Below are 26141 nucleotides of genomic sequence, written 5' to 3'. Positions count from 1 at the left end.
TGCTGTAAAAAATAACAAACCACCGTTAAAATACACACACATGAACACAAAAAAACTGCTTCTTTGGATTGTAGGTTGTTATGCCGCAGGCGCTCTGCCGGCCCAGAACCTGCAAAACAATCCCAATTCCAATCATGGTAATAAATTCGAAGCGCTGGGCAACATCCTGCCAACGCCGAACGAATACCGCACTGCCAGCGGCGCCCCCGGCCCCAGGTATTGGCAGCAAAAAGCCGATTATGACATCAAATGCGAGCTGGACGAGGATAAACAGTGGCTCACCGGATCAGAGACTATTACCTATTCCAACAACTCCCCCAACGAGCTAACCTATCTGTGGCTGCAGGTGGATGAGAACGAACACAGTTCAAAAAATAATGCCAACTACCAGGATGGAAGCACCATGCCCAAACTGGTCAGCGACCAGATGATCAGCCAGAAAGAAACACTGGCAAAAAATGATTATGGTGTCAATATCGTAAAGATCACCGATGCGCTGGGTAAATCCCTGAAATACACGGTCAACAAAACCATGATGCGGGTCGAATTGCCTGGTGTTCTGAAACCCGGTCAGAAATTCATTTTCAAAATAGATTGGAACTATCATATCTCTGACCGCATGAAATTCGGCGGACGGGGTGGTTATGAATATTTTGCAGAGGACGGCAATTATCTGTTCACCATGTCGCAATGGTATCCCCGTCTTTGTGTTTACAGCGATTTCCAGGGCTGGCAGAATAACCAGTTTACGGGAAGGGGTGAATTCGCCCTTACCTTTGGTAATTTCAAGGTACAGATGACGGTACCTGCCGATCATGTGATTGGTGCTACCGGAGAATGTCAGAACTATCAGCAGGTACTTACCCCTGCCCAGTTCGCCCGCTGGCAGAAAGCCCAGACTTCCAAAGAACCGGTAGAGATCGTTACCCTGGCTGAAGCCAAAGCATCCGAGATCACCAGGAACAAACAAAAGAAAACCTGGATATTTAAAGCCGATAATGTACGGGATTTTGCATGGGGTTCTTCCCGTAGATTCGTATGGGACGGAATGCCCGCTTATGTAGAAGGTAAAAAAGTGATGTGTATGAGTTATTACGGCAAAGAAGCCTATAACCTGTATAAACGTTTTTCCACCAAGGCGGTTGCACATACCATCAAATCCTATTCTCATTTTACCATTCCATATCCCTATCCGGTTGCCCAGAGCGTGGAAGCATCCAACGGAATGGAATACCCGATGATATGTTTTAACTACGGAAGGACGGAAAAAGACGGCAGTTACAGCGAGGCCACCAAATACGGAATGCTCGGTGTGGTCATTCATGAAGTAGGTCATAACTTCTTCCCCATGATCATCAACAGCGATGAAAGACAATGGTCCTGGATGGACGAAGGTCTGAATTCCTTTGTGGAATACCTGACCGAGGAATTATGGGACAATAAATTTCCGGTAAGGGGGAAAGGGCCTGCATGGGCGATCGTGGATTATATGAAATTACCCAAGGACCAGTTGGAACCAATTATGACCAATTCGGAGAACATCATCAACTTCGGTCCCAACGCTTATACCAAACCGGCAACCGGTCTCAATATCCTGCGGGAAACCGTCATGGGCCGGGAATTATTCGATTATGCTTTCAAGGAATATGCACGTCGGTGGGCCTTCAAACATCCTACACCTGCGGACCTTTTCCGCACGATGAATGACGCCAGCGCGGAAAATCTGGACTGGTTCTGGCGGGGGTGGTTCTACGGGATCGAACCGGTCGACCTTTCCCTGGACAGTGTCAAACATTATACGGCAGATCTGAAGAACCCGCCGGCTAAAGTGGATACCACCATCATGAAGAGCATCGACAAACCCATGCCGGATGGCAAGTTCCCGGAAGATGTGTCCAAGGCCCGTAACCGGGATGACAAGAACATCGTATTTGCCACCGATGCCGATACGACGCTGCATGATTTTTACTGGAAATACAAAAGAGGTCAGATCCCATATGACAGTACTAAAATTGCCCAGCACGTCGTACAATTCGATGAGCCGATGGATGATGCCACCCGCGAAAAGGTCAGCGGCAAACAATTCTATGAACTTCAGTTCAGTAATAAAGGCGGATTGGTTATGCCCATCATAATCGAATGGACCTACACCGATGGCACCAAAGAAGTCGAACGTATCCCTGCCCAGGTCTGGCGCAAGAATGAAGGCCACCTGACCAAATTATTCATGAAAGACAAAGAGGTAAAGAGCATCCGGCTGGACCCCGATCGCGAGACCGCGGATATCGACGAAAGCAACAATAGCTGGCCAACGGTGCAAACAGAGAGCAAATTCCAGGTCTTTAAAGCCAAACAACAACTCCTGCGCAGTATACCGCAAACCGGCAACCCAATGCAGAAGGCAGGAGAAAAAGAAAAGAAGGCATTTTGATCGGCAAACGAACTACCTTTTGAAGGAACTATTCTCCATAATAATATGCTCCTTAATAAAATGCAAAAAGCCAGTAAAATTTTACTGGCTTTTTGCATTTTTACTTTTGTAATAGATATCTGTGTAATGGATATCTGTTCATTTCTCAACAGATTCTTATTCTTACAATGCTAAAGCTTTGGACTTCTCTATTTTCTTCATTTTCAGCACTGCATAATTCGGATGTTCAGGATTCACTACCAGCTCCTGTCTTTTAGGATTAATAATCACATCCATTTCCTCCATCGGGATAGCGCCCAGCAAAGGTTCGCTATCTCCCGGCAGGACAAAGGCGCTGCACATCGCCTTACGATTGGCAAACCGGACTTCGACAGGACCTACCACATCATAGGTCACGATCTGCCCGCTGGCCAGTTGAACCGTCCTCTTTTCCAAAAACATCAGGTCCAATTGTGACTGGATCGTCTCGTTGATAGCCATCATATAGGCACCGCTATCGACCAGCATCGTCAGCCGCATACGCCGGATTTCCTCCTCGCCAGTTTGATACCGCCGGGCATTTCCCATATCCACTCCATTGATTAATTCCACATCTGCATATACCAATCCCATAAATTTTGGTTTTAGGTTCTAAAAAATTGTTTCTCAGTCCCCCATCGCTTCAATTCAATGGATCGTTAGCCGATCTGGCACTAAAACAAATATAAGTATTTAAGAATATGACAGTACGCAATCACCAATGAAAGATATTCACACTGCGCGCTTATATTTGTGTTTTAAATTTTGTCTTTAAATTTTCTTCATGAAAATATTTATGCCTCTTCTGTTTCTGATGGTATCCCTGGTCGCTTCGGCAGGCCAGGCTGATACGATCCTGGTACATAGTCTTTCCATGAAAAAGGATGTAAAATGTGTTATCATCGGACCGAAGGGTTACCGGCAATCCAAAACATCCCTTCCGGTCATTTACCTGTTACATGGCTATAGCGGAAGTTATGCGCAATGGCCCGGCCTCGCACCACAGTTAAAAGACAAGGCAGAGGAGATGAAGGTATTGTTCGTTTGTCCTGACGGAGGGTATGGCAGTTGGTATTTCGATAGCCCTGTGGATCCGGCCATCCGCTATGAGACCTTTATCAGCAAAGAACTGATAAACTATATCGATTCCCATTATAAAACGGTTCCCGACCGCCGGCACCGTGCTATTACCGGTCTCAGTATGGGTGGTCACGGAGCGCTGTACCTGGCTATCCGCCATAAGGACCTTTTTGGGGCAGCCGGCGCAACCAGCGGAGGCGTCGATTTCCGTCCATTCCCCGATAACTGGGACCTGAAAAAAGATCTGGGAGACTCTGCCTGCTGTTGGACGAACTGGGAGAAAAACACAGTGATCCATGCAGTTGATGCCCTTCATAACGGGGATCTGAAGTTGATCTTCGATTGCGGAGCCGATGATTTTTTCCTGGATGTCAACAGGAACCTTCACCGTAAATTACTGGAAAAAAAGATCGATCACGATTATACGGAACGCCCCGGCGGTCATAACAGCGGGTACTGGCAGAACAGCATCGATTACCAGTTGCTTTTTTTCCGGAAATATTTTAAAGGATAGTACATTTCCCTTATTAGTGGTTCGACATTTATCAATGTACGCTTCCATCCTGAACCTTAACCTTCTTTTTCCCGGTTTTCTTTTCGAACTCCAGGACCTCCTTAGGTTTGGCATTGGCTTTAGCGGCATCGGTTTTGGGTGGAGCTGCGGTAGTCGATTTCGAAGCTTCCCGTTTACCCAGGGTATAAGTCTCCGTTCTTGCGACCATGCCGGTAGACGGGTCGTAATAGGTCCATACGCCGTCTTTGATGGCGACTCCTTCATTCTTAACGATCACAGTTTTGTATTTATCCAGGTGATCGATATCTTCCACCTGGAGGGTATCATATGCCTTATCCGGATTTAATGCCCGCCATCTCTCTTCCCTGATCATGGAACCATTGACGAGAAAATACTGGCAAACCCCATCCTTATTGCCCCATTTATAGAACTCGACTCCGACCAGGTCACCGGAAAGGCTGTACAAACGCCAGGTCCCCTCTTTCCGGCCGTTCTGGTAAAGACCTTCTTCTTCATACCCCGGTTCTCCTCTGACCTCATCAAAATGATTTACCCAGCGGCCCTGCTTCCTGTCCTGCCGGTCGATCTTGTTTAAAGTGTCGCCCTTGGCCCCGATCATATAGTCCTTTAACTGGGAATATCCATGTAAAGCACTAATATTCATACAGGTAAATAATAATAAAATTATAATGCATCGCATCTTTACGGGTTTTAAACTTCTTATATAGAACGAAAATCATTCCAAATTATGCTTGGATACGGAGAACATAAATTTACATAACCCAATTACAAATAAATCATAGCAAATTCTTTAATATTGACAGCTGACTTAATTACTCTATCATTTACTACCTATGCGTTTATTACCCGTGAGCAGGAAATTTTTGTTGCTTTTTGCATTTATCCTGGTGGAGAAGATGTTTATTCAAACTGTTCAGGCACAGACCCCTCAAGGCCAGACCCCTAAAAGCCAGGCCACTCAGGTCCAGGTCCAACAGCCGCAAGTCCAACAGCTGCAGCAAATGCCGGTGGCGCCAACCACCCTGGCAGGTATCAAAACGGAATTGGAGAAATCTCCCAATCCACCCTTGTATGCCAAACAGATCCTAAAAAAAAGGTTTAAGATCGATACGGTTGTTGTCACCCGTACCCGGACTTTCAACAGCCTGGCAGATAGCCTTGCCTATAAAGGAAAAGAAAAAAAAGTATATGGCCCCTACGGACAGAAAGGGAGCCAGTTCCTGGTGCAGATATTAACGAAGGCGCCAAACCTTTTCTATCATGTCAGCCAGATCTTTATCGACACTTCAACCTTCCGGTTCCGGATCGCCGATTCGCTTGGCAATAAAATCATGGCCAGGATCAGGGATGGTTCGGCAAGTTTTGAAGAGTTGGCCCAAACTTACTCCATGGGTGGAGAAGCGGCGACAAAAGGAGATCTGGGGTGGATCGCCCGGGGTGTCCTGTTACCGCAAATCGAACATGAGGTTTCTCTCCGGAAAAAAGGAGAAGTTTTTAAGATTTGGAGTGCGAATGGATTGCACATTATCCGGAAAACGGATGATCCCCGGCAGGATACCGGCTTTGCGTTGATGATGCGGGTATTCCTTTAATCGTATTCCTTTGATCGGGGGGCTTTAATCGGGGCTTTTGATCAGGAGCCTGCGGCCTGGGCGCCTGCAGCGTCTACAAGAAAAATTGAACCGCCAGTTCATAGCCCTTTAATCCCAGGCCCATGATAGTTCCTTTTGACTTGGCTGAAATGTGTGAGATCTTGCGGAATTCTTCCCGCGCATGTACATTACTGATATGAACCTCTACCACGGGTGTTTTAATGGCAGCGATGGCATCCCCGATAGCAACGGAGGTATGCGTATAACCTCCCGGATTCATAATGATCCCGTCATAGGAGAAACCCATACGCTGCAATTCATTGATCAACTCCCCTTCGACATTGCTCTGGAAATAGCTGAAATCGATGGAAGGATATTTTTTCTTCAACTCGCCGAAATATTGCTCGAAGGTCTGACTGCCATAGACTTCAGGTTCCCTTGTGCCCAGCAGATTAAGATTTGGCCCGTTAATGATAGCTATTCGCATACTTAATGGTTAAGATCAGAAAGTCGATACATAAAGGATAATATTAATTATTCTTTTTGATCAATTCGATAAAATCATCGAAAAGATAGCGGCTGTCATGTGGGCCCGGGGTAGCTTCTGGGTGATACTGAACGGAAAAGGCAGGTCTGTCCTTCAGACGGATACCTTCGATGGAATCGTCATTCAGGTTCAGGTGAGTGATCTCGATATTTTCCGCCTTGCGAACGGCAACAGGATCCACACCGAATCCGTGATTCTGGGTGGTGATCTCGCATTTGCCGGTTAGGAGGTTCTTTACCGGGTGATTGAGACCACGATGACCATGGTGCATCTTAAAAGTGGGAATATCGTTGGCCAGGGCGAGCAACTGATGGCCCAGGCATATGCCGAAAAGTGGCTTTTTCTCTTTTAGTATCTCTTTTACTGTTGGGATGGCATAATCCATCGGCGCGGGATCTCCGGGGCCATTGGAAAGAAAATAACCGCTCGGCTTAAATTCCTTTATCCTGGCCAGAGGGGTCTTTGCCGGGAAAACCTTAACATAGGCGCCCCGTTCGGTCATACATTGTAATATATGCTGTTTGACCCCATAATCCAGAACGGCGATCCGGATCGCTGATTCCGGATTTCCCAATTCGTATTCTTTTACAGTACTTACAGCAGAAGCTAGTTCCAGACCATCCATGGAAGGGGTCTTTGCCAAAAGGGCCTTCAACTGGTCCAGGTCGGATATCTCAGAAGAGATGACACAGTTCATAGCGCCTTTGACACGGACATGGGCTACCAGGTCCCGGGTGTCCACGCCCTCGATACAAACGATATTATTCGTTTTCAGGTACTCATCCAGGGAGCCCTTGGCCAGTTTACGGGAGAATTGTTCCTCGAGGTTCCTTCCGATAAGGCCGCGGATCTTTACGCTATCCGATTCGATATCACTATCCTTTACTCCGTAGTTCCCGATATGGACGCTGTTCATAATCAGAACCTGTCCGTAATAGCTGGGATCGGTAAAGACTTCCTGATAACCGGTCATTCCCGTATTGAAGCAGATCTCACCGGTGGTAGTGCCTATCTTGCCATAGGCTTTACCATAGTGAACGGTACCGTCTTCTAATAACAGAATGGCTGGCTGAACGGGAGGTTGATGGGAAGTTGAATTGGACATGTATCGAAAAAAGTTTTGCAAATTTACGAATTGTTAGGCGCATGTCGGAATTCTTCTTAAAAATTTATTCCTCTCTGCGCCAATCGGCTAATAATTGGCCTTCGGCCTTGGTGACCCAGTCACAAAAAAGGCAAGACTTTTAAAAAGTCTTGCCTCTATATCTTAAGAAATAAGCATTTTATTCAGCCGCTTTCTTTTCTTTTTTAGTTTCCTTCTTAGCCTCTTTTTTAGGCTCTTCGGTAGCTTTTTCTGTGCTGGCTTCGATTACCTCGGCATCTTCTGCGGTCACACCGGCTGCTTTTTTGCGGCTGCCTGCACGACGAGTCTTTTTGCCTGCGGCTTCCTTGGCCTCACCTTTACCTTTACCATAGATCTCATTGAAATCAACCAGTTCGATCATGGCCGTTTCGGCATTATCGCCCAAACGTGCACCTAACTTAATGATACGGGTATATCCACCGGGGCGTCCTGCTACTTTCGCGGCAATGGTTCCGAAAAGTTCGATAACAGCTTCTTTATCCTGTAAATAGCTGAAAACGATCCGGCGCTGGTGAGTGGTATTTTCTTTTGATTTGGTGATCAGGGGTTCAACGTAAACACGTAAAGCCTTTGCTTTAGCGAGGGTTGTAACGATCCTTTTGTGGGTGATCAACTGGGCAGCCAGATTGCTCAACAGCGCTTTGCGGTGTGATGCCGTTCTGCTCAGATTCTTGATTTTGTCTCCGTGACGCATGACGTGTAAATTTTGGAGTCCTGTACCGTGTCAGGAATTACAAGACTATTATTAAAAAAGAAGAAGGTTTAACAACTTTCGCCGTCAAACCTTCTGTTATAAAAATCATTCATCATCAACTTTCAACTTGCCCAGATCCATTCCGAAATGAAGGCCTCTTTCTCCGAGAACCTGCTCGATCTCAGCCAGTGATTTCTGACCGAAATTGCGGAATTTCATAAGGTCTTCCTGTTCGTAGGTCACCAGCTCACTAAGGCTGTTGATCTTGGCTGCTTTCAGACAGTTGAATGCACGTACGGAAAGATCCAGGTCTTCCAATGGCGTCTTCAGTATCTTACGCAATTGCAGCGTTTGTTCATCGACCAGATCTTCTTTCTTCTCTTCCTTATTGTCGAAAGTGATATTCTCGTCGGTGATGATCATCAGGTGCTGGATCAGGATGCGGGAAGCCTGTTTAACGGCTTCTTCCGGATGGATAGTACCATCGGTCGAAACTTCCATGATCAGCTTTTCGAAATCGGTGCGTTGTTCAACACGCGTATTTTCGATAGTGTACTTTACGTTTTTGATAGGCGTAAAGATAGAATCGGTCGGAATATAACCGAACGGAGCATCTTTAGGCTTGTTATCTTCTGCAGGGACATAGCCACGGCCCTTGCCGATAGTTATCTCGATATCCAGTTTGGCAGAAGAATCCAGGGTGCAGATGAGCAGGGCCGGGTTCATCACTTCGAAGCTGGGAGTTGCATCTCCTAATGTTCCGGCAGTGAATTCAGTCCTGTTCTTCAGGCTTAAGGTGATTTTTTCCTGGGTAACTTCGTTTTCAACTTTTTTCTTGAAACGAACTTGCTTCAGGTTCAGGATAATTTCCACCACGTCTTCCGTTACACCTTTCAATGTAGCAAACTCGTGGTCGGCTCCTTCGATCTTAACGCCGATGATGGCGTATCCTTCCAAAGAACTCAGCAATACCCTGCGAAGAGCATTACCTACAGTTACGCCGAAGCCGGGCTCCAACGGACGGAATTCGAATTGAGCTTCAAAATCAGTCGCTTTTTGAAGAATGATCTTGTCTGGTTTCTGGAAATTTAAAATGGCCATATTTAAATTTGCGATTTACTTTTATTTTATAAAGAGGACCTCTATTACTTGGAATACAACTCAACGATCAACTGCTCCTTGATATTCTCGGGAACGCTTTCACGCTCAGGATAAGCAATGAAAACACCTTTGAACTCAGCATCGGACCAATCCAACCAATTGAACTTAGCATTCTTACCACGCATAAGGCTGGTAATGCCCGTATTCCCCTGGGTGCTTTCTCTCAGGCTGATCACATCTCCCGCTTTCAGTTGGTAAGAAGGAATGTTCACTACTTCCCCATTCACCGTAACATGCTTGTGCGTTACTAACTGGCGGGCTGCGGGGCGGGAAGGAGCGATACCAAGACGGTAAACGGTATTGTCCAGGCGGCCTTCCAGTAATTTGATCAGATTTTCGCCGGTAACGCCTTTTTTGCGTACGGCTTCTTCGAAGATCTTACGGAACTGACGCTCCAGGATACCGTAGGTATACTTAGCTTTTTGTTTCTCCTTCAACTGCAGTGCATATTCACCCGGAGCCTTACGTTTTTTGGTAGGACCATGTTGTCCGGGAGGGAAACTGTTCTTGGTTAAATACTTGCCATTCCCTAAGATTGGCTCACCGAAAATTCTGCAAATTCTTGTTTTTGGACCTGTATAACGTGCCATAATTGGTTGGTTAGATTTTTGAGTTCCCGGATAAGATTATACAAAAATCTTAAAATTGAATCTTATCCAGCTTGCAATATGCATATAAGTACCGCCTCCGGCGGTACCCGAAAATACTATACTCTACGTTTCTTGGGAGGACGGCAGCCGTTGTGCGGCAGCGGAGTCACATCCTTTATCATTACCACTTCGATACCATTGTTTGACAATGCGCGGATGGCTCCTTCGCGGCCCGAACCGGGACCTTTCACAAATACATCCACCTTCTTCAGGCCTGCATCCAACGCTGTTTTAGCGGCATCTGCAGAAGCCATCTGTGCGGCATACGGTGTATTCTTCTTGGAACCCTTAAAGCCCATTTTACCGGCGCTGCTCCAGGAAATAACCTGGCCCTGCTTGTTGGTAAGGCTGATGATAATGTTGTTGAAGCTGGCGGTGATATGGGCATCCCCATAAACATCCACTTTTACGATCCTTTTCTTCGCAGCGGCCTTTGCGCTGGGTTGCTGTGCTTTTGCCATGATCTTTTTTTTTGTTTGTGCAACCGGGCTTTTTTTAAAATCCAGCCCTTCTTTTGCGCAAACGAGGTATTCTTAAATGTTAAAAATCAATCCCGTTTCCGGAACCAGTATCAACCCTCCTCCTGCACCGGGGTATCCGTAGTTGATCCTGTTTTATCAGGGTGCATATAAAATACAAACTTCAAGCTTCAAGCCGCAAGCTACAAGTTGGAAATAGTAAAAGTCCTGACTTGAAGCTTGCAGCTTGTGGCTTGTAGCTGTTTATTATTTCTTCGCTATTTTCTTCTTACCGGCGACCGTCTTACGTTTACCTTTACGGGTACGGCTGTTGGTGCGGGTACGCTGACCGCGTACGGGAAGACCTTTACGATGACGTAATCCACGATAACAGGCGATATCCAACAAACGTTTGATATTCATCTGTACTTCGGAACGAAGCGCACCTTCCACCTTGAATTCATTGGTGATCAGGTTACGAATGAGATTCAGTTCTTCATCATTCCACTCGTGTACCTTCTTATCCAGGCTAATGCCTGAAGTGTTCAGGATATACTTAGCAGTGGAAGGGCCAATACCGAATATATAGGTAAGCCCGATCTCCCCTCTTTTATTTTTTGGTAAGTCTACTCCGGCAATACGTGCCATATTTATTCTTTAATTTACGATTTAAAATGAAAAGCGGCAGACCCTAAATAAGTCCGCTGCTCATTAACGAACTTCGCCGAAGCTACGTTCCTCGCTTCTCCTCGTTCCTAACCTTCGCTTTCGCTCGGTTATCCCTGGCGTTGTTTGAACCGGGGGTTCTTCTTGTTGATAACAAAGAGTTTACCCTTTCTCCGCACGATTTTGCAATCCGCACTACGCTTCTTAATGGATGCACGAACTTTCATATAATTATTATTTGTACCTGAAAATAATTCTTCCCCTCGTTAAATCATATGGACTCATCTCCACCCCTACCTTGTCACCCGGCAGAATACGGATATAATTCATCCTCATTTTACCGGAGATAGTAGCTAATATCTCATGCCCGTTTTCCAATTTTACCTTGAACATAGCATTGGATAAGGCTTCTACGATCGTACCATCTTGTTTAATGAGTGCTTGTTTAGCCATACTGATTTTGGGAGCGCAAAGATAGGAATAATTTGTTTCGTGTCAAAAAAATAGCTAAAATATAATTTTTTGACCCAAAACCTTTTAATGAACAGGGCCGGACACCGTCCGGCCTGGGCCGAAATAATATAATTCCCGGTAAAAATTTAGATTTTATGTGAAAAAATGCCAAATTAAGACGTAAAAACCATTTTTAAAGGGTTTGCCCCACAGGAGTCCGGGTCAAAGGCACCTTAGTCATCTGGTAATAATGGTTCTGAAGCTCGTGAACGCTGATCGGTTGAGTGATGTGGCGCCGGTCTTCCCTGTACCACATTTCAAAATCTGAAAATTGGTCTTTTCCGGGTAAAAGGATCCGGAAAGGCCCCCGGAGATATTTGACCGAACCATCCGGCTGGTCTTGTTTGGTAAAATGCAGCTTCATCAATTGATCTTCGTCCAGGGGAATGGCAAATAAGTGTTCAGGAGTAAACCAGAAATCCTGTACACTGGTCTGCACACAAACCTCTTTATCTTCCCGGTTCAGTTCAATGACTTCACCTTCAGTACGTTGGCCTTCATATTCGGCCACTACGATATCCCCGACTTTAAGTTCATGAAATTTGATCATAAGACAATCGTTTTATTGTTATTTCCGAATTTACGGTTTTTCCCAATAACACCCAAGAACTTACCAGGTCCTTAAAATTCCCCTTACAGACCTTCCCTTTTCTCCCATTTCCCCAGCCATAACTCCCACCTCTACTTATCCTTCCAATTGCAGGTCAGCCAATTGAACATCTATAAAACCCAGTTCTTCCGGAGACAATTTCACGTCGATCGCCCTCGCATTGGCAATGGCTTGTTCAGGGTTCCTGGCCCCCACCAATGCAATCGTTATACCAGGCCTCTCCAATGTCCATCTTATAACTAATTGGGAAAGACTGGCATTTTTCGTTTCCGCCAGGGGGCGAAGCCTTTCCAGAAAAGCATTGATCCGGTTAAGATTTTCTTCCTTATTGAACTTGCTTCCTTCCCGGGTATCCCCCTCCCCAAAATGGTGACCGGGCTTGATTTTGCCGGTCAGGAATCCTCTTTGCAAAGGGCTGTATGCCAAAATGGCTTTATTATTTGTAATGCAATAAGGAACAAGTTCTTTTTCAATCCCCCTGTTCAACATACTAAAAGGTACCTGATCTGAGGAAAGCCGGAGGGTCTCTTCCGCCTTCTTCATTAGACCGGTATCATAATTACAAACTCCTGCCGCCCGGATTTTGCCCTGTCCCAGGAGGATGGTTAAAGCCTCCATCGTTTCGCCGACAGGGGTGGTCACATCGGGCCAATGGATCTGATAAAGATCTATATAATCTGTCCTCAATCTCCGAAGGCTTTCTTCACATTCTCTGATTACACTTTCTTTCCCTGCATACTTATAAATATCTACCGGCCTTCCTTCATTATCCTTACTGCTCATCGCCAGGGTCCCCTGGTTTCCATCCCAGCGCATTCCGAACTTCGTCATGACTTGAAGCTTGTCCCTGGGAATCCCCTCGATCGCCTCCCCAACGATGTCCTCACTTACTCCCATCCCATAAATCGGGGCGGTATCGATCGAAGTGACGCCCTGATCATAGGAAGCCCTGATCGCCGCCACCGCTTCTGCCCGTTCCGCTCCTCCCCACATCCAGCCTCCTATTGCCCATGCACCGAAGGTTATGGCCGAGGCCTCTATCCCTGAATCTCCTAATTTCCTGAATTCCATATTATTATACGTTTAGATCAATTAATCGCTTCAATAATTATACTATTTCTTCGTTTCAATATTTACTTTCTTAATTAATGTTTTACTTTAACTAGCTCGTTTCTTGTTTTATTTTTAACAAAACACTTCTTGCTTTACTTTAGCTACTTCACTTCTTGTTTTACTTTAATTAAATAGCGTCATATAATTGGTTTTCAATTAATTATAAATTTTACATCGATTAATAGATAATATAGCTCCCTTTAAAATACCTTGACCCCACCGGAGTAAGTTCCCAGTACTTTTGTCTGCAAAATCTCAGCTTGGGATATCTCCATCAGGTCCCGGTCCAGGATAATAAAATCTGCCTTTTTCCCTTTCTCGAGACTCCCTATTTCCTTTTCGAGGCAATCCGCGCGAGCTGCCCAGATGGTCATTCCCCTGATCGTTTCTTCCCGGCTCAAGGCATTTTCTGCCTGGAAACCGCCGGAGGGAAACCCCTTGGCGTCCGTCCGGAAAACGGCCGCAAGGAAGGTCTTAAAAGGACTGATATCCTCAACCGGACAATCGGTCCCCAAGGCCAGCCACCCATTTTGTTTGAGTAATTGTTTATAGGCATACCCCCCTTTCAAACGCTCAGTTCCAAGACGATCGGCAGCCCAATACATATCGCTGGTTGCATGAGTGGGCTGAACGGAAGGAATAATTGCTCCTTTTCCGAACAGATCAAAGTCGGAGGAATTGATCACCTGAGCATGCTCGATCCGCCAGCGTTTATCGTTTCCCGGGGTCAGATATTTATTATAGACAGATAGAATGGCACGATTCGCAGAATCTCCAATCGCATGGGTACATAACTGGAAATCCGTTTGGGCCAACCATTTGGCCAGTGAATCGTAATGGGCAGGTGTCCTTAACAGGAACCCTACCCATCCCGGTTTATCGGAATAGGGATGTAGCAAACAGGCTCCGCGGCTGCCCAGGGCTCCATCCGCGTATGCTTTTACTCCCTTAATATACAGGTGATCCGTCTTATAAGGCCCCCTGGGTATATAATAGTCCAGGTTTTCTTTATTATCGCTCAGCATCACATACAAACGCATCTTCAACTTCCCTGTCTTTTGGAGGCTGTCTATTCCTTCAATAGCCAGCCGGTCCAGGCCGCAATCGGTGAGGGTAGTAAGACCGCTGGCAAAACAATGCTCCTGGGCCGTCAATAGCCATTTTTCAAAATCGGCAGCGGAAGGCGGAGGTATCCTGGATTGGACCAATCGTTCGGCATTATCGATCAAAATTCCGGTCAGCCGTCCATCCTTTGTTTCTATTTCCCCTCCCGCAATCTGTTGATGTGGCTTTACTCCACCCAATTCAAGTGCTTTGGCATTGGCGATCACCGCATGGCCATCTACTCTTTCCAGGACGACAGGGTTGGACGGGAAGGCTTGGTTGAGCAGGGAGTTGTCAGGAAAGGCTTTACCAGCAAACTTGTTCTGATCCCATCCTTGCCCAAGGATCCATTCATTGCCCGGATGAGCAGTGGCAAATTGTTTTACCCGTTCTACCACTTCTTCAAAACTGGTGCAGCCAAGGAGGCTTACTACGAATAAAGTCTGTCCGTATGCTACAAAATGAGCGTGCGCGTCGATAAACCCGGGGTAAACAGCCTTTCCTTCCGCGTCGGCTACATGTTTTGCGTTATAGCCTTCCATGATCTCCCTGTCCGATCCGACAGCCAGTATTTTCCCGTCTTTTACAACCATGGCCTCAGCCTTGGAAAAAGAGCTATCGACCGTATAGATGCGCGCATGTTGCAGGATCAGATCGGCCTGCTCTTTTGGGTGACAGGAAAAGAACAGCAGGAGGGTAAGCCCCCACCCTGAGAGGAAAATTTTGGCGGTCATGAGAAGGAAGGTTTATTGGTAATGAATAGTAATGAATAATTAAATGTTGAATAGATCTAAAACCTAATTTACCGAATTAAACTTCCAAATTCAAGGCCTCCCATCCTTTTCTGAAAAGCGATTGTACAATCCTGAAGCAGGCAGTTCTTATGATCATTTAATAGATAGACCCAAATCCGGTACCGTAGGTTTGGCGATTTTTCAACAAATTGATATTCAATACGTTGAAAATTTCTCAACCTTCCTTTTTTTTGATTTTAAAAAAAACATATATACCCCACCCCCCCATAACTTACTGATTTTCAACAAAACCAGCACTTTAACCCAAACATTTTTCCTATTCCGCCCAGCTCATCGTATACCCTGGGTTCTCGATCTCCAAAGCCTCCACAGTCAGCATCAGGGGATGAAAAGTATCCACCATAACGGCCAGCTCTTTGGTCTCTTTGGCTCCAATGCTTTTTTGTACCATACCCGGGTGTGGTCCATGAGGTATGCCGCCCGGATGCAGGGTGAGCATTCCCCTGGTTACGTTTTTGCGGCTCATAAAATCACCGTCTACGTAATACAAAAGTTCATCGCTATCTATATTGCTGTGATTATATGGGGCCGGGATGGCCAGGGGATGATAATCGAATAGCCTGGGACAGAAGGAACAAACAACATAATTATTCCCCTCGAAGGTCTGATGGACCGGCGGGGGTTGATGGACTCTACCGGTGATCGGTTCAAAATCGTGAATACTGAAGGCGAAGGGATAACAGCAGCCATCCCAGCCTACCACATCGAAAGGATGGTGGCCATAATGGATACCGTAGATCCTCCCCTTCTTTTTTGTTTTGATCAGAAAATCGCCTTTTTCATCATGGGTGGTGAGGGAATGGGGAGGGCGGATATCCCTTTCGCAATAGGGAGAATGCTCCAGCAGTTGTCCGTATTTGCTAAGGTATTTTTTGGGGTAGCGGATTGGGCTGAAAGACTCGACGATGAATAGGCGGTTGCCCTCATCTTTAAACGTAATCTGATAAATCGTTCCCCTGGGAATGACCAGGTAATCGCCATATCCGAACTCCAGGTCGCCATACATAGTCCTGAGCAACCCGCTTCCTTCATGAATAAAGATCATTTCGTCGGCATCGGCATTCTTATAAAAATAATCCTGCATGCTCCTGCGGGGAGCGGCCAGGACGACATGACAATCACTATTCACCAGTACCGGTTTGCGGCTTTTCAAAAAATCATCTTCCGGCGGGATACGAAACCCTTCCAGGCTCCTGTGTTTTAACATCTTTTCTTCCGCGATCCGCGGCATTACGTCGTAAGATTCGTCGGTACGGATGATCTCTGTAGGCGGGTGGGTGTGATATAATAAGGAGTAATCATTGGAAAATCCTTCCGTGGAAAACAATTGTTCGGAATACAGCGAACCGTCAGGTTTGCGGAACTGGGTATGTCGTTTATGGGGAATTGCTCCCAAACTATGGTAATGTGGCATGCAAAAAATTTGAATGATGACTAATGATGACTTTGAGAGGGTGGTTAGCCTGGTCAGGCCGGCAGTATTAAAAACTACGTTTATCGATCCATTTCCAAGGCAACCATCAGGAAATAATATTTCCAGTTGCGTTTATCGATCCAATAAGTAAAATTGCGGAATAAAGGCATAAGCTGATCGTTGATCTAAAGTTACAAAATCTTAATTTAGCGCCTTGAAATAAAAATATGACCACTATACATACCCTGGCCACAGCTGGTCTTGTCGTGATAAAAGACCGGAAATTGCTGCTTGCATTCAGCCTTAACAAACAGGCGTTTTATTTGCCAGGCGGTAAAGTGGATGCCGGTGAAACCTCGCAGTCGGCTGTTATCCGCGAAACACGCGAAGAAATGAACGTTGATCTGGATCCGGCCCATCTTAGGTTCTATTCACATATAACTGCCCCGGCTTTTGGAGAACGGCCGGAACTGATCATGGAACAGGACTGTTTCCTGTACGATCTCCAACAGACCCCTCACCCCTCCTCCGAAATTGGCGCCCTAAACTATTTCGATACGGAAAGTTACCGTAAAGAGCCCCAACAAGTACCCGGTGTAGTTCTGTTAATGGAACAATTAAAGCAGGATGGACTGATCCGTTAGCCTCCCTCCTGACAAATAATAATCATAATCCTGTAATTATCTTCCATGCGCCGAATTGGTCTGATATCCGATACCCACCATTTCCTGGATGAGAACGTTTTCCGCCATTTTGAATCTTGTGACGAAATCTGGCATGGAGGGGATTTCGGGTCTGCAGAGATTGCCGACCGGTTGAAAGCATTCCGGCCACTAAAGGGAGTGTACGGAAATATCGACGGCTATGATATCAGGAGTGTCTATCCCGAAAAACTAAGATGGCAATGCGAGGAAGTAAAAGTGTATATGACCCATATCGGGGGTTATCCTCCCAAATATAACCCAACCGTAAAAAAGGAACTGGAAGCCGATCCTCCCGGGTTATTTATCTGCGGTCATTCACATATCTTGAAGGTCATGTTTGACGACAAGCTGCAATGCCTGCACATGAACCCCGGAGCAGCCGGCAACCAGGGCTGGCATAAAGTGCGGACCCTGATCCGGTTCACCATCGACGGGAAGGATATGAAAGACTGTGAGGTGATTGAGCTCGGCAAGCGGTAATTTTGCGTGTCCTGGCACCTCGCTTCGCTCGGTTAGGACCGGGCTTTTCACTGCAATTCCTCACGCACTTGCTTTATCTACTTTTTCCAAGAGCTTTTGATGGCTCCCGTCGCTATATCACCCCTGTCGCCGATTTTTCATAATAATCAATCAATGTCTTTTCAAAGGTATTTTATGAAAAAAAAGCGCCATTAGCGATATACCGCGGGCGGCCACTTGGTAAAGCGGGCATAGGCAGTGGTTAATTCGGGCAGTAGGTTAACTTGGTCTTATTTTAGTTCGTTGCCGTACAGAAAGTATCAAGGCAGCGATGTATTCAAAAAATTGACCTTTTTTACGAGTGGGTACTACCGCCGATATTGGCTCGGCTGATACTTGAATGAATGCCCGGCTATAGCCAAAGCTTATGAGTAAAATCAGTCAATTTTTTGAATACATCGCTGCCAAAAGCGCTAAAAGCTCACAACGAGGTCTACTCCAGATACTCCAGCATCTTACTACGCAATTCATTCGGCTTAAAAGGCTTACTCACAAAATCATTCATTCCGCAAGCCAGCATTTCATGGATAATTTCATTCTTTGGTGATGCCGTCACAGCAATGATGGGCACATCCTTTAATTGTTTGCGGATCTTTCTGGAGCAGGCAAAACCATCCATTACGGGCATCTGCACATCCATAAGGATCAGGTCATATTTTTTCCGGATAGCAAATTCAAGTGCCTGCTGTCCATCTACCACCAGATCCATTTCAGCTCCCCAGCCGGTTATGAACCGGCGGGCTATATTCGCATTGAACAGATTATCTTCCGCCAGTAAAATTATTTTATTTTTGAAAGCATCATTGTTTTTAACAGGAGCCTTTAGAACCGGGGTGGCAATATCAGCAGTATCCGCCTTTTGGAGTACAATGGTGAAATTAAAATCAGACCCCTTTCCCAGTTCGGTTTGGATAAGAATTTCACTATCCATTAACTCTACCAGTTTGGCCGAAATGGAAAGCCCCAGTCCTGTCCCGCCGTAAAGCCGGGTAGTATCACTATCTGCCTGGGTAAATTGTTCGAAGATCTTATCCTTTTTTTCCGAATGGATACCAATGCCGGTATCGATAACCGAAAACCGGGTAATAAATGTATTATGCCTGGTCTCTACCAATTTAACTTCCAGTTTAACGGATCCTTCCCTGGTAAACTTAATGGCATTGCTGATCAGGTTGTTTAACACCTGCGAAAGCCGAAAATTATCGCCTTTTACCATAAAAGGCATCTGTACATCGTATTCGATATCAAATACGATATTTTTTTCCCTGGCTTTATAACTAAAAGATTGATAAAGACTCTGGGCCAGATCCCGTAGGTTGAAGTCAATGGCGGACAATTCGATTTTTCCCGAATCGAGCTTGGTAAAATCAAGAATGTCATTTATAATATGCAAAAGGCTTTCCCCGGAGAACTGAAGCGTACGCAGATCTTCCTGCTGATCCTCCCTGGGATGACCTTGTAGCAGGAGATGCGTGATACCGATCACCGCATTAAGCGGAGTTCGTAACTCATGACTCATTACGCTGAGGAACTGGGATTTAGCCTTGGCGGCCTGTTCGGCCTTTTCCTTCATTTGCACCAATTCCTCTTCCCATTGTTTCCGGCTGGAAATATCGCGGATGAACCCGTTAAAATAATATTCATTATCAGCTCCGATCGCGGTAACGGCCAGCTCCATCGGGAACTCATTGCCATTTTTGCGGATACCTGTCAACTCGAGACGTCTGTTCAGGATATTGCTGTTTCCCTCGGAAAGGAACCGTCGCAGTCCTTTCCCATGTGCCTGAAGGAAGGAGGAAGGTATGATAGTTTCCATAAGGGTCTTCCCTTTTACCTCTCCTTCCGAATAACCGAATATATCGGTAGCTGCACTATTCCAGCGGATAATGATCCCTTCCTGGTTGGTAATGACAATAGCATCCAATGCCGAGGAAATCACGCTGCTTAACATGACCTCATTCTTCTGCAGCAATTTCTGGGTCTCGATATTCTCTTTGATCTTTTGATCCAGGGCAATGTTCAGCTGTTCGGACTCGGCCAGTTTCTCTAAAAAGATCTGCTCGATCTGAGCCTGCGAGAAGATACCCAGATGTTCCCGGTCTACGATTTCTTTTGGGATCAGGGAGATCAGATGCGGGAATAATTCGAGTTCTTTATACTTTATCGAAAAACTTTCAAAGGTTTTTTCAAAGATTTTACCGGCCAGGGTTTCACCATAATTCTGGCAGACGAATTGAAAAATCTCAAAGCTTAAAAACTGTAATTTTCGAAATGATTCTGTCTCCAGTTTCCGTACTTCCAAAAGAGCCAGCTCCGTTCTCCTTTTTTCAAAATACCCATCCCCGGTACGACCGAACTTATCCGAAACGGCGCCCAGAAAGGATTGGATGAATTGCAGGGCCAGCGTATTCTTTTGTTCGGTTTCCGAAACAAAAAGGAGATTGAAGATCGGCTCCTGCAGAAGGCCGGGGAATCGTTGGCGGATGCTTTCCCGTAAGGATTGGCGGCTGTTGTGCATCTGCTCGAAGGAGGTAAGGTATTTCTCGAACAGCAGGTAGGTATGGAAAACGTCTTCAGCTTTTTTGTGCGTAGATTTCTCCCCCAATTGGATCAATTGCTCGGCATTCCCCGGAGTCGTGATCCGTCCGGTAAGAAAAGTAAAGAGGGCTTTATATAAATTAGAATGGAGTTCTTCCCGGTGGACAGAACCCTTATTTCTTGGTTTCAGGAAATTCTTCAACATGTACTCATCCTCCTTTACTAGCCTTATAAATAGAATAAAATCCCATTCCTGAAAGGCCCCAGGTAAGGACAAGTGCTATGAACCAGGCAACAGTGCCGCTGATTTGACCAAAAAGGGATTTAAATAAATTGAACCCATAAAAATGTTCGGCCTGCATATGCAAATGACCTACTGCCATGACCAGGAAGCCCCAGGCCATAAAATTCAACCCCTTTCCGAATTTTCCACCCTTCATCGAATAGGCAGTAAGGAAGGCAAAGAAAACGGCTATGAAAAGAAAAGGAAGCTCCATGACCCCGAACCAATAAGATGTATTATAGGAATGGGTGGCGGCAGTGGCATTATTCGCCTGCAGCAAACTACATTGAACCTGACTAAAGACGGGAAGGGTGATGATTACGCCCAGGGCGATCATCAAAAATGACAGGGGTCTTATTTTTTTCATAACAATCCGGATTTTAAGACAATAATTGTAAATAATTCTCGTATGGATAAAGGTTTAATCTGTTTTGTAATGGGAGTATATGTGACTAAAAATATATATACTTCATAAACGTATGGGCAACAAAAAAATTGTAATCGAATGCAACAACTGGATCCTCCTAAATTTATTTTTTCCGCCCGCCTGAATGCAGACTTCCTGGATGAATTATTTGAGGGTGATACTATTTACGCAGAAACCGTATTTGAGGATTTTTTGCGGGACTTGCCGGATTATTGGAAATCGGTAGAAATAGCACATAAGAACGGGAACCTGTCGGAACTGGGAACTACCATCCACAAGTGTAAAACACTGTTTGGTTATGTTGGTTTTACGGATATCCAGGAATTTTGCCAGGAGTTTGAGAATAATTGTGCTACGGCATCCCTGGAAATGCTAAATAAAGATTACAAACTCCTTTCCCAACGGAAAGAAGAAGCCCGAAAAATTATTGAACAGGAATACAACAGGTTGAAATCCTTTAATGCCGCAAATGGATAAAGGGAATCCTGAAAAGACAAATGAAAATTACCTGTATTATAGTAGAAGATATTCAAATTGCTGCAGATTTTCTCCGGAAGTTTTGTGAGAAAAGTGAGTTGGTTGAAGTCAAAGGGCATTTCCTTAACGTAGCAGATGCGCTGGAATTCCTGGACGCAGACAAAGTCGACCTTATTTTTCTTGACGTAGAAATGCCTGGGGCAACTGGTTTTGACCTTCTGGACAGTCTGACCTATTCTCCTAAAATTATCCTTACTACATCCAAAACCGAGTATGCTTATAATGCCTTTCAATATAATGTTAACGATTACCTGAAAAAGCCATTTACCTACAAACGTTTTCTGGAAGCACTTACAAAAATAACTGCTGCTTCTCCTCCACTCCTCTCTCCTCTGTCAATACCACTGTCTACGACTTTCTCAGACGAGACTGCTGTACCGGAAATAACTTCCACTCAAACAAACCCATCGGTTATACCTGATAACGATAAAGATTTTATTTTTATCAAGGCAGAAGACAAATTGGTCAAACTGATCAAAAATGACATATTCTTTATTGAGAGTATGCGGGATTATGTAAAATTCGTCCTGGAAGGAAAAAACTATATCACACATAGTACCTTAAAGAACCTGGAAGAAAAACTGAGCGGCCAGTCTTTCCTTAAAGTACATCGTTCCTATATCGTCAATATTAATAAAATAGATGATATAAGGGGAAATACGATCTATTTGCAGGGTAACCAGATCCCCATTGGAAAAGGTCATAAAGAAGATGTCGTTAAACGACTCAATATATTATAGCCCCTTTTTTTCCCTTCGTCGAACAATTGTTTCTTTCGTCGAAGGAAAATGAATGTTAGTCGAAAAAATTTCCTTTCTGAACTGCTGGTGTGCATCTTTGTATCAGCAAAACAGCAAAAAAATCCGATCCCCTGAAACCAACGAATCCTGAATCCTGAATCCTGAATCCAACATCCGTAAAACTAATTATCAAAATCCCGAATCCTGAAAATCCAACAAAAACCCTAAGTCCAAGATCCCGTAAAAAATCGAATTCAAGATCCTTTCATCCTGAAAACCTAGCAATCCAATTGACGACCAGAAAATCCGATTGAAAAACCAAATAATCCAAATTCCTGTAAAAAGATCAGTAAATGCCAGGGGAAGACCCGGGAAAAATGTAATCCGTCCTGAAAGATTTGATCCATGATCCCTGAATGAGCCTGAAAAGCGTAGGCCCTGACAAAAAAATTAAGCCGTCCCGATAATAGCTATCAGGACGGCCTTTTTATTTTTTACCAGTTCTTAGCCAGTACGTATCTAAAACCAGGGACGGGCGATCCCAACGCGGAAAGGCCAGGGAACAGAAACCAAAATGATCAATACTGCCACCAAAAAGAACCAGAACGTCTTTTTATGTTTAACCTGGTCAGGAATATTCTTTTTCGAAACGCCCCTGCCAATGGTGATCAATACAATCGCAATGATCATTCCTGTCAAATGCTCCACTGCATAAAAACGAAAAACGGAATCTTTCATAACCGGACCGAATCCCATATTTTGTATATTCTTCAATCCCCAGGGGCCAACGATCCATTGATATAACCCTATCAGCAAGGTAGTATGGGCAGAAATCATCAGGAATAGCCCTATTTTCTTATCTCCGGCGGTAAAGGCCTTACCCGCCGTCATTCCGATATAACTTTTATAAATAGCGATGATCGCCAGGATAAGAATGATCCAGCGCATGAAACTATGCAGGTGTAATAATCCGGTATACATGGGGGTAAGTTTTACGATTTATTGAATGGCCGCAAAGCTACAACCCACCACCCAAAAATGGAAAACTATTGTCACCAGGGAAGTACTATCCGTTCAATTGACGTGGAAACCAATAAAAGAGCGTATAAATAGAATGCCTGAAAATGGAAAAATCCAGATTTGGGAACAAAATCCATTTACTAGATCAAATAATTTTAAAAACAACTCTGTATTTTATTAATAATCAATTTATTGATGAACGGCACTTCATTTGGTTTCATACAACTGTCCGACATTCGTTACCCTGATCGAGAAAACAAAATAATATGAGACCAACCCTGAAAATTATCGTAGCCGCCTTACTAATTGTAGGTATTTATTCAAAAAGTACTGCACAAGCAACCTACACCATTACCTCAAATGCCAGCTGGACTGCAAGAATTGGCTCCTCGGCCACCTGGTGTGGAACCTGTACCTTTAATATCAGTGCCGGAGTAACGTTTACCATCGACCTGAATGGGGTTAATTGCGGCACCTGTACCTTCAACAATGGCAATGTCATTATCACCAAGGGCTTTACCTGCGGGACCTGTAAATTGAATATGGATAGTCTTAACCTCAATGCCGGAAGCAGTACGACCAACTTCCAGTCCGGAGGCATCTTCACAGGAAGCAAAGTCGTTATTAATTCTCCGGTCGTTTGTCAGGGCTGTAGCTTCAGCAACGATTCCGTTACCCTGGCTGGCCAGGATATGCAGCTGCAAAGCCCCGCTACCACCTTTACCAATACTAAATTTACAAGTACAGGAGCAAGCAGTATTAAATCGACGGATGTTTTTAACGCGACCAACTCCACCTTCAAATTCTACAACACCTCTTATTTTTTTAATAATGGCAGTAGTTTTACAGAAGATAACAGCAATTTCTATTTTAATGACGATTCTTATTTTAAGTCTTCCACCACAGTAAATCTTAAGAACAATAGTGGTCTGACTGCCGGAAACGGTACCATCACCAGCAAGGCATATATTACGATGACCAATTCGGTGAATCTTTATGATAACTCAAGCATAAAAGTCAGCAATAGCAATAACTATTACACAAACTCTACCAATTCTTATTCTTCCGTCACCAACAGTAAGACCTACAGCACAGGCTCCAGCATTTATAATTGTGGAGGCACCAACCCGAATACCTGTAAGACCAACTATGTCTATGGCTGTGCCACGATGAATAACAGCGGGGTTTTAGCTTGTACGCCCCTTCCGGTGGTAAATCTTAATTTTTCAGCAGCCGTTCCCGGACCTTCCTCTGTTCTTTTATCCTGGTCAACCGGCCAGGAGATCAATACGGATCATTTTGCAGTAGAACGCAGTGCCAATGGCGCGGATTGGTCCACGATCGGAACGGTAACCTCAAAAGGATATACGACCCTTACGATTGATTATTCCTTTACCGATGGATCTCCGCTGAACGGTACCAATCATTACAGGCTCCTGGCAGTGGACAGAGACGGTCATTCTGCTTATTCAAGAACGGTGGTTACCCAATTTGCAACAACGGGCACAAACAATAACGTCAGCATCTACCCCAGCCCCATTGCTGGCCAGTCCTTTCATGTTAAAACGCCTTCTACAGGTACGGTCGTCGTGAATATATATGGCATGAGCGGTCAGTTATTTTTCAACACCTCTTTAAAAGGACAGAACCTGTATGAGGTAAGATTTCCACCTACGGTCCCGCACAACAGCTATCTGGTCATTCAGGTTATTGGCACCGGCAAAACTCAGGCTTTTACCGTATTTAATCAGTAGACCTAATATCATAGGTGCAAATTTCCCGGAAACGGTTAGTTTTGCTCTATGAACCAATTTTCGCGATTATTCTACGGTGGAATAGTATGGCTGGTTATTCTTTCAGGCGCCTGTAAGGGTCCTGAAAATAAGAAGGAAGATGGGAGCGAAGCCATTCTGCATCGACCTCCGTTTTCCGGGTTAACCGATAGTATCCGACAGGCTCGAACGGCTGATAAACCAGGCCTTTATGTCAGCAGGGGGGAACTCCTTTCCCGCAATAATCTTCATGAGCTGGCTGCCGCTGATTTTAAAAAAGCCTGGGACATTCAGCCGGTGGAAGGCACAGGATTACGATATGCATCCACACTTTCGATCATCGGTCAGACGGGTAATGCCATTTCCTTATTACAAGACTGCCTGAAAAAATTCCCGGCCAACCAGAATTTCCCTTCTTTACTAAGTGATCTTTACCAGCAATCCGGGAGGACAAAGGAAGCCCTGCAGTTATATGATACCCTATTGCAGACGGATTCGCTGAATTTTGAAGCCTGGTATGAAAAAGGGCTGGTATTGGAAAAGACAAAGGATACCACCCGGGCCCTGATTGCATTGAATAAAGCCTATACCTTGCAGCCTGTTAACACTTATGCGCTGGAGCTCGCCCATTTGTATGCGGAGAACAGGGACAGCAGGGCCATCGGTCTTTGCGATGATGTCCTCCGAAAAGATTCAGGCAATGAATTGCTTGATCCGTTGTTTATAAAGGGGATCTATTTCTCCAATACCGGACAATATAAAAAAGCCATTGTCCAATTTGATTCTTGTACACGGCGCGACTGGAAATATACAGATGCTTATTTAGAGAAAGGAATAGCGCTTTTCGAACTGAAGAAGGTGGAAGAAGCTCTTCAAACCTTTTTAATGACCATAAAAGTATCGAATACCTACGCAGATGGATATTTCTGGGCTGGAAGATGTTATGAGACCCTTGGTGCCAATGACGATGCGCTGATCTATTACCAGCGGGCACTGGCACTGGATAAAAATTTTACGGAAGCCCGGGAGCGGATAAAGAAAATAAAAAAATAAAAA

Annotated in this window: 27 protein-coding genes; 9 read left to right on the top strand and 18 right to left on the bottom strand. The window is 44.9% G+C overall.

Annotated features, from left to right (window positions below):
- Positions 1–40 precede the first annotated feature (40 nt).
- A complete protein-coding gene (locus ACX0G9_RS17335; protein WP_459066232.1) occupies positions 41–2431 on the top strand; it encodes a M1 family metallopeptidase in 2391 nt (796 codons plus the stop codon).
- A 162-nt stretch (positions 2432–2593) separates the two neighbouring features.
- On the opposite strand, the gene ACX0G9_RS17330 is transcribed toward ACX0G9_RS17335, so the two are convergent.
- Complete coding sequence (locus ACX0G9_RS17330) at positions 2594–3043, bottom strand: retroviral-like aspartic protease family protein (RefSeq protein ID WP_459066202.1); 450 nt, start codon at positions 3041–3043, stop codon at positions 2594–2596.
- Between the two features lie 190 nt (positions 3044–3233).
- Here ACX0G9_RS17330 and ACX0G9_RS17325 point away from each other — a divergent pair, with 190 nt between their 5' ends.
- Positions 3234–4043: an alpha/beta hydrolase gene (locus ACX0G9_RS17325; RefSeq protein WP_459066201.1), complete on the top strand. Its 810-nt coding sequence runs from the start codon at positions 3234–3236 to the stop codon at positions 4041–4043.
- 31 nt (positions 4044–4074) lie between these two features.
- Here the strand turns inward: ACX0G9_RS17325 and ACX0G9_RS17320 are convergent, their stop codons facing one another.
- Entirely contained in the window at positions 4075–4707 is a 633-nt protein-coding gene (locus ACX0G9_RS17320; RefSeq protein WP_459066200.1) for a toxin-antitoxin system YwqK family antitoxin, read from the bottom strand.
- 190 nt (positions 4708–4897) lie between these two features.
- On the opposite strand from ACX0G9_RS17320, the gene ACX0G9_RS17315 reads away from it, so the two are divergent.
- On the top strand, positions 4898–5656 hold the full coding sequence (locus ACX0G9_RS17315) for a peptidylprolyl isomerase (RefSeq protein ID WP_459066199.1): 759 nt from the start codon (positions 4898–4900) through the stop codon (positions 5654–5656).
- A 73-nt stretch (positions 5657–5729) separates the two neighbouring features.
- Here the strand turns inward: ACX0G9_RS17315 and aroQ are convergent, their stop codons facing one another.
- From aroQ to ACX0G9_RS17250, 13 genes are all read right to left on the bottom strand, one after another.
- Positions 5730–6143 carry a type II 3-dehydroquinate dehydratase gene (gene aroQ, locus ACX0G9_RS17310; protein ID WP_459066198.1) on the bottom strand — a complete coding sequence of 138 codons (414 nt, stop codon included), beginning with the start codon at positions 6141–6143 and terminating at the stop codon, positions 5730–5732.
- Between the two features lie 43 nt (positions 6144–6186).
- On the bottom strand, positions 6187–7308 hold the full coding sequence (carA, locus tag ACX0G9_RS17305) for a glutamine-hydrolyzing carbamoyl-phosphate synthase small subunit (RefSeq protein WP_459066197.1): 1122 nt from the start codon (positions 7306–7308) through the stop codon (positions 6187–6189).
- Between the two features lie 178 nt (positions 7309–7486).
- A complete protein-coding gene (rplQ, locus tag ACX0G9_RS17300; protein WP_459066196.1) occupies positions 7487–8041 on the bottom strand; it encodes a 50S ribosomal protein L17 in 555 nt (184 codons plus the stop codon).
- A gap of 105 nt (positions 8042–8146) precedes the next feature.
- A complete protein-coding gene (locus ACX0G9_RS17295; RefSeq protein WP_459066195.1) occupies positions 8147–9142 on the bottom strand; it encodes a DNA-directed RNA polymerase subunit alpha in 996 nt (331 codons plus the stop codon).
- Positions 9143–9186: 44 nt separating this feature from the next.
- Complete coding sequence (gene rpsD, locus ACX0G9_RS17290) at positions 9187–9792, bottom strand: 30S ribosomal protein S4 (RefSeq protein WP_459066194.1); 606 nt, start codon at positions 9790–9792, stop codon at positions 9187–9189.
- 116 nt (positions 9793–9908) lie between these two features.
- The gene (gene rpsK / locus ACX0G9_RS17285) at positions 9909–10313 is read right to left on the bottom strand and encodes a 30S ribosomal protein S11 (protein ID WP_459066193.1); all 405 of its coding nucleotides are present in this window, start codon (positions 10311–10313) and stop codon (positions 9909–9911) included.
- Positions 10314–10577: 264 nt separating this feature from the next.
- Entirely contained in the window at positions 10578–10958 is a 381-nt protein-coding gene (gene rpsM, locus ACX0G9_RS17280) for a 30S ribosomal protein S13 (RefSeq protein ID WP_459066192.1), read from the bottom strand.
- A gap of 128 nt (positions 10959–11086) precedes the next feature.
- Complete coding sequence (gene ykgO / locus ACX0G9_RS17275) at positions 11087–11203, bottom strand: type B 50S ribosomal protein L36 (protein ID WP_345254168.1); 117 nt, start codon at positions 11201–11203, stop codon at positions 11087–11089.
- Positions 11204–11210: 7 nt separating this feature from the next.
- Entirely contained in the window at positions 11211–11429 is a 219-nt protein-coding gene (gene infA, locus ACX0G9_RS17270) for a translation initiation factor IF-1 (protein ID WP_459066191.1), read from the bottom strand.
- A 193-nt stretch (positions 11430–11622) separates the two neighbouring features.
- Complete coding sequence (locus ACX0G9_RS17265; RefSeq protein ID WP_459066190.1) at positions 11623–12039, bottom strand: hypothetical protein; 417 nt, start codon at positions 12037–12039, stop codon at positions 11623–11625.
- A 135-nt stretch (positions 12040–12174) separates the two neighbouring features.
- Positions 12175–13170 carry an aldo/keto reductase gene (locus ACX0G9_RS17260; RefSeq protein ID WP_459066189.1) on the bottom strand — a complete coding sequence of 332 codons (996 nt, stop codon included), beginning with the start codon at positions 13168–13170 and terminating at the stop codon, positions 12175–12177.
- A gap of 242 nt (positions 13171–13412) precedes the next feature.
- The gene (locus tag ACX0G9_RS17255) at positions 13413–15050 is read right to left on the bottom strand and encodes an amidohydrolase (protein ID WP_459066188.1); all 1638 of its coding nucleotides are present in this window, start codon (positions 15048–15050) and stop codon (positions 13413–13415) included.
- 337 nt (positions 15051–15387) lie between these two features.
- On the bottom strand, positions 15388–16545 hold the full coding sequence (locus ACX0G9_RS17250; RefSeq protein ID WP_459066187.1) for a homogentisate 1,2-dioxygenase: 1158 nt from the start codon (positions 16543–16545) through the stop codon (positions 15388–15390).
- Between the two features lie 227 nt (positions 16546–16772).
- Between ACX0G9_RS17250 and ACX0G9_RS17245 the strand changes: the two genes are divergently transcribed.
- Together ACX0G9_RS17245 and ACX0G9_RS17240 are read left to right on the top strand one after the other, a co-directional pair.
- Positions 16773–17189: an NUDIX hydrolase gene (locus tag ACX0G9_RS17245; protein ID WP_459066186.1), complete on the top strand. Its 417-nt coding sequence runs from the start codon at positions 16773–16775 to the stop codon at positions 17187–17189.
- Positions 17190–17234: 45 nt separating this feature from the next.
- Positions 17235–17729 (top strand): metallophosphoesterase family protein, encoded by a 495-nt coding sequence (locus ACX0G9_RS17240; protein ID WP_459066185.1) that lies wholly within the window; start codon positions 17235–17237, stop codon positions 17727–17729.
- Between the two features lie 472 nt (positions 17730–18201).
- Here ACX0G9_RS17240 and ACX0G9_RS17235 read toward each other — a convergent pair whose 3' ends face one another.
- Both ACX0G9_RS17235 and ACX0G9_RS17230 read right to left on the bottom strand, forming a co-directional pair.
- Positions 18202–20511: a hybrid sensor histidine kinase/response regulator gene (locus tag ACX0G9_RS17235; protein WP_459066184.1), complete on the bottom strand. Its 2310-nt coding sequence runs from the start codon at positions 20509–20511 to the stop codon at positions 18202–18204.
- A 4-nt stretch (positions 20512–20515) separates the two neighbouring features.
- Positions 20516–20956, bottom strand: coding sequence for a hypothetical protein (locus ACX0G9_RS17230; RefSeq protein WP_459066183.1), 441 nt, complete (start codon positions 20954–20956; stop codon positions 20516–20518).
- A 138-nt stretch (positions 20957–21094) separates the two neighbouring features.
- Between ACX0G9_RS17230 and ACX0G9_RS17225 the strand changes: the two genes are divergently transcribed.
- Together ACX0G9_RS17225 and ACX0G9_RS17220 are read left to right on the top strand one after the other, a co-directional pair.
- Entirely contained in the window at positions 21095–21493 is a 399-nt protein-coding gene (locus ACX0G9_RS17225; RefSeq protein WP_459066182.1) for an Hpt domain-containing protein, read from the top strand.
- A gap of 20 nt (positions 21494–21513) precedes the next feature.
- Positions 21514–22293 (top strand): LytR/AlgR family response regulator transcription factor, encoded by a 780-nt coding sequence (locus tag ACX0G9_RS17220; protein WP_459066181.1) that lies wholly within the window; start codon positions 21514–21516, stop codon positions 22291–22293.
- A 519-nt stretch (positions 22294–22812) separates the two neighbouring features.
- Here the strand turns inward: ACX0G9_RS17220 and ACX0G9_RS17215 are convergent.
- Positions 22813–23274, bottom strand: coding sequence for a hypothetical protein (locus tag ACX0G9_RS17215; protein WP_459066180.1), 462 nt, complete (start codon positions 23272–23274; stop codon positions 22813–22815).
- Between the two features lie 305 nt (positions 23275–23579).
- On the opposite strand from ACX0G9_RS17215, the gene ACX0G9_RS17210 reads away from it, so the two are divergent.
- Positions 23580–25067 carry an autotransporter outer membrane beta-barrel domain-containing protein gene (locus ACX0G9_RS17210; RefSeq protein ID WP_459066179.1) on the top strand — a complete coding sequence of 496 codons (1488 nt, stop codon included), beginning with the start codon at positions 23580–23582 and terminating at the stop codon, positions 25065–25067.
- Positions 25068–25115: 48 nt separating this feature from the next.
- Positions 25116–26138 (top strand): tetratricopeptide repeat protein, encoded by a 1023-nt coding sequence (locus ACX0G9_RS17205; protein ID WP_459066178.1) that lies wholly within the window; start codon positions 25116–25118, stop codon positions 26136–26138.
- Positions 26139–26141: the final 3 nt, after the last annotated feature.

The organism is Flavitalea flava (assembly GCF_054461575.1).
This window is presented reverse-complemented; position numbering and strand designations above follow the sequence as displayed.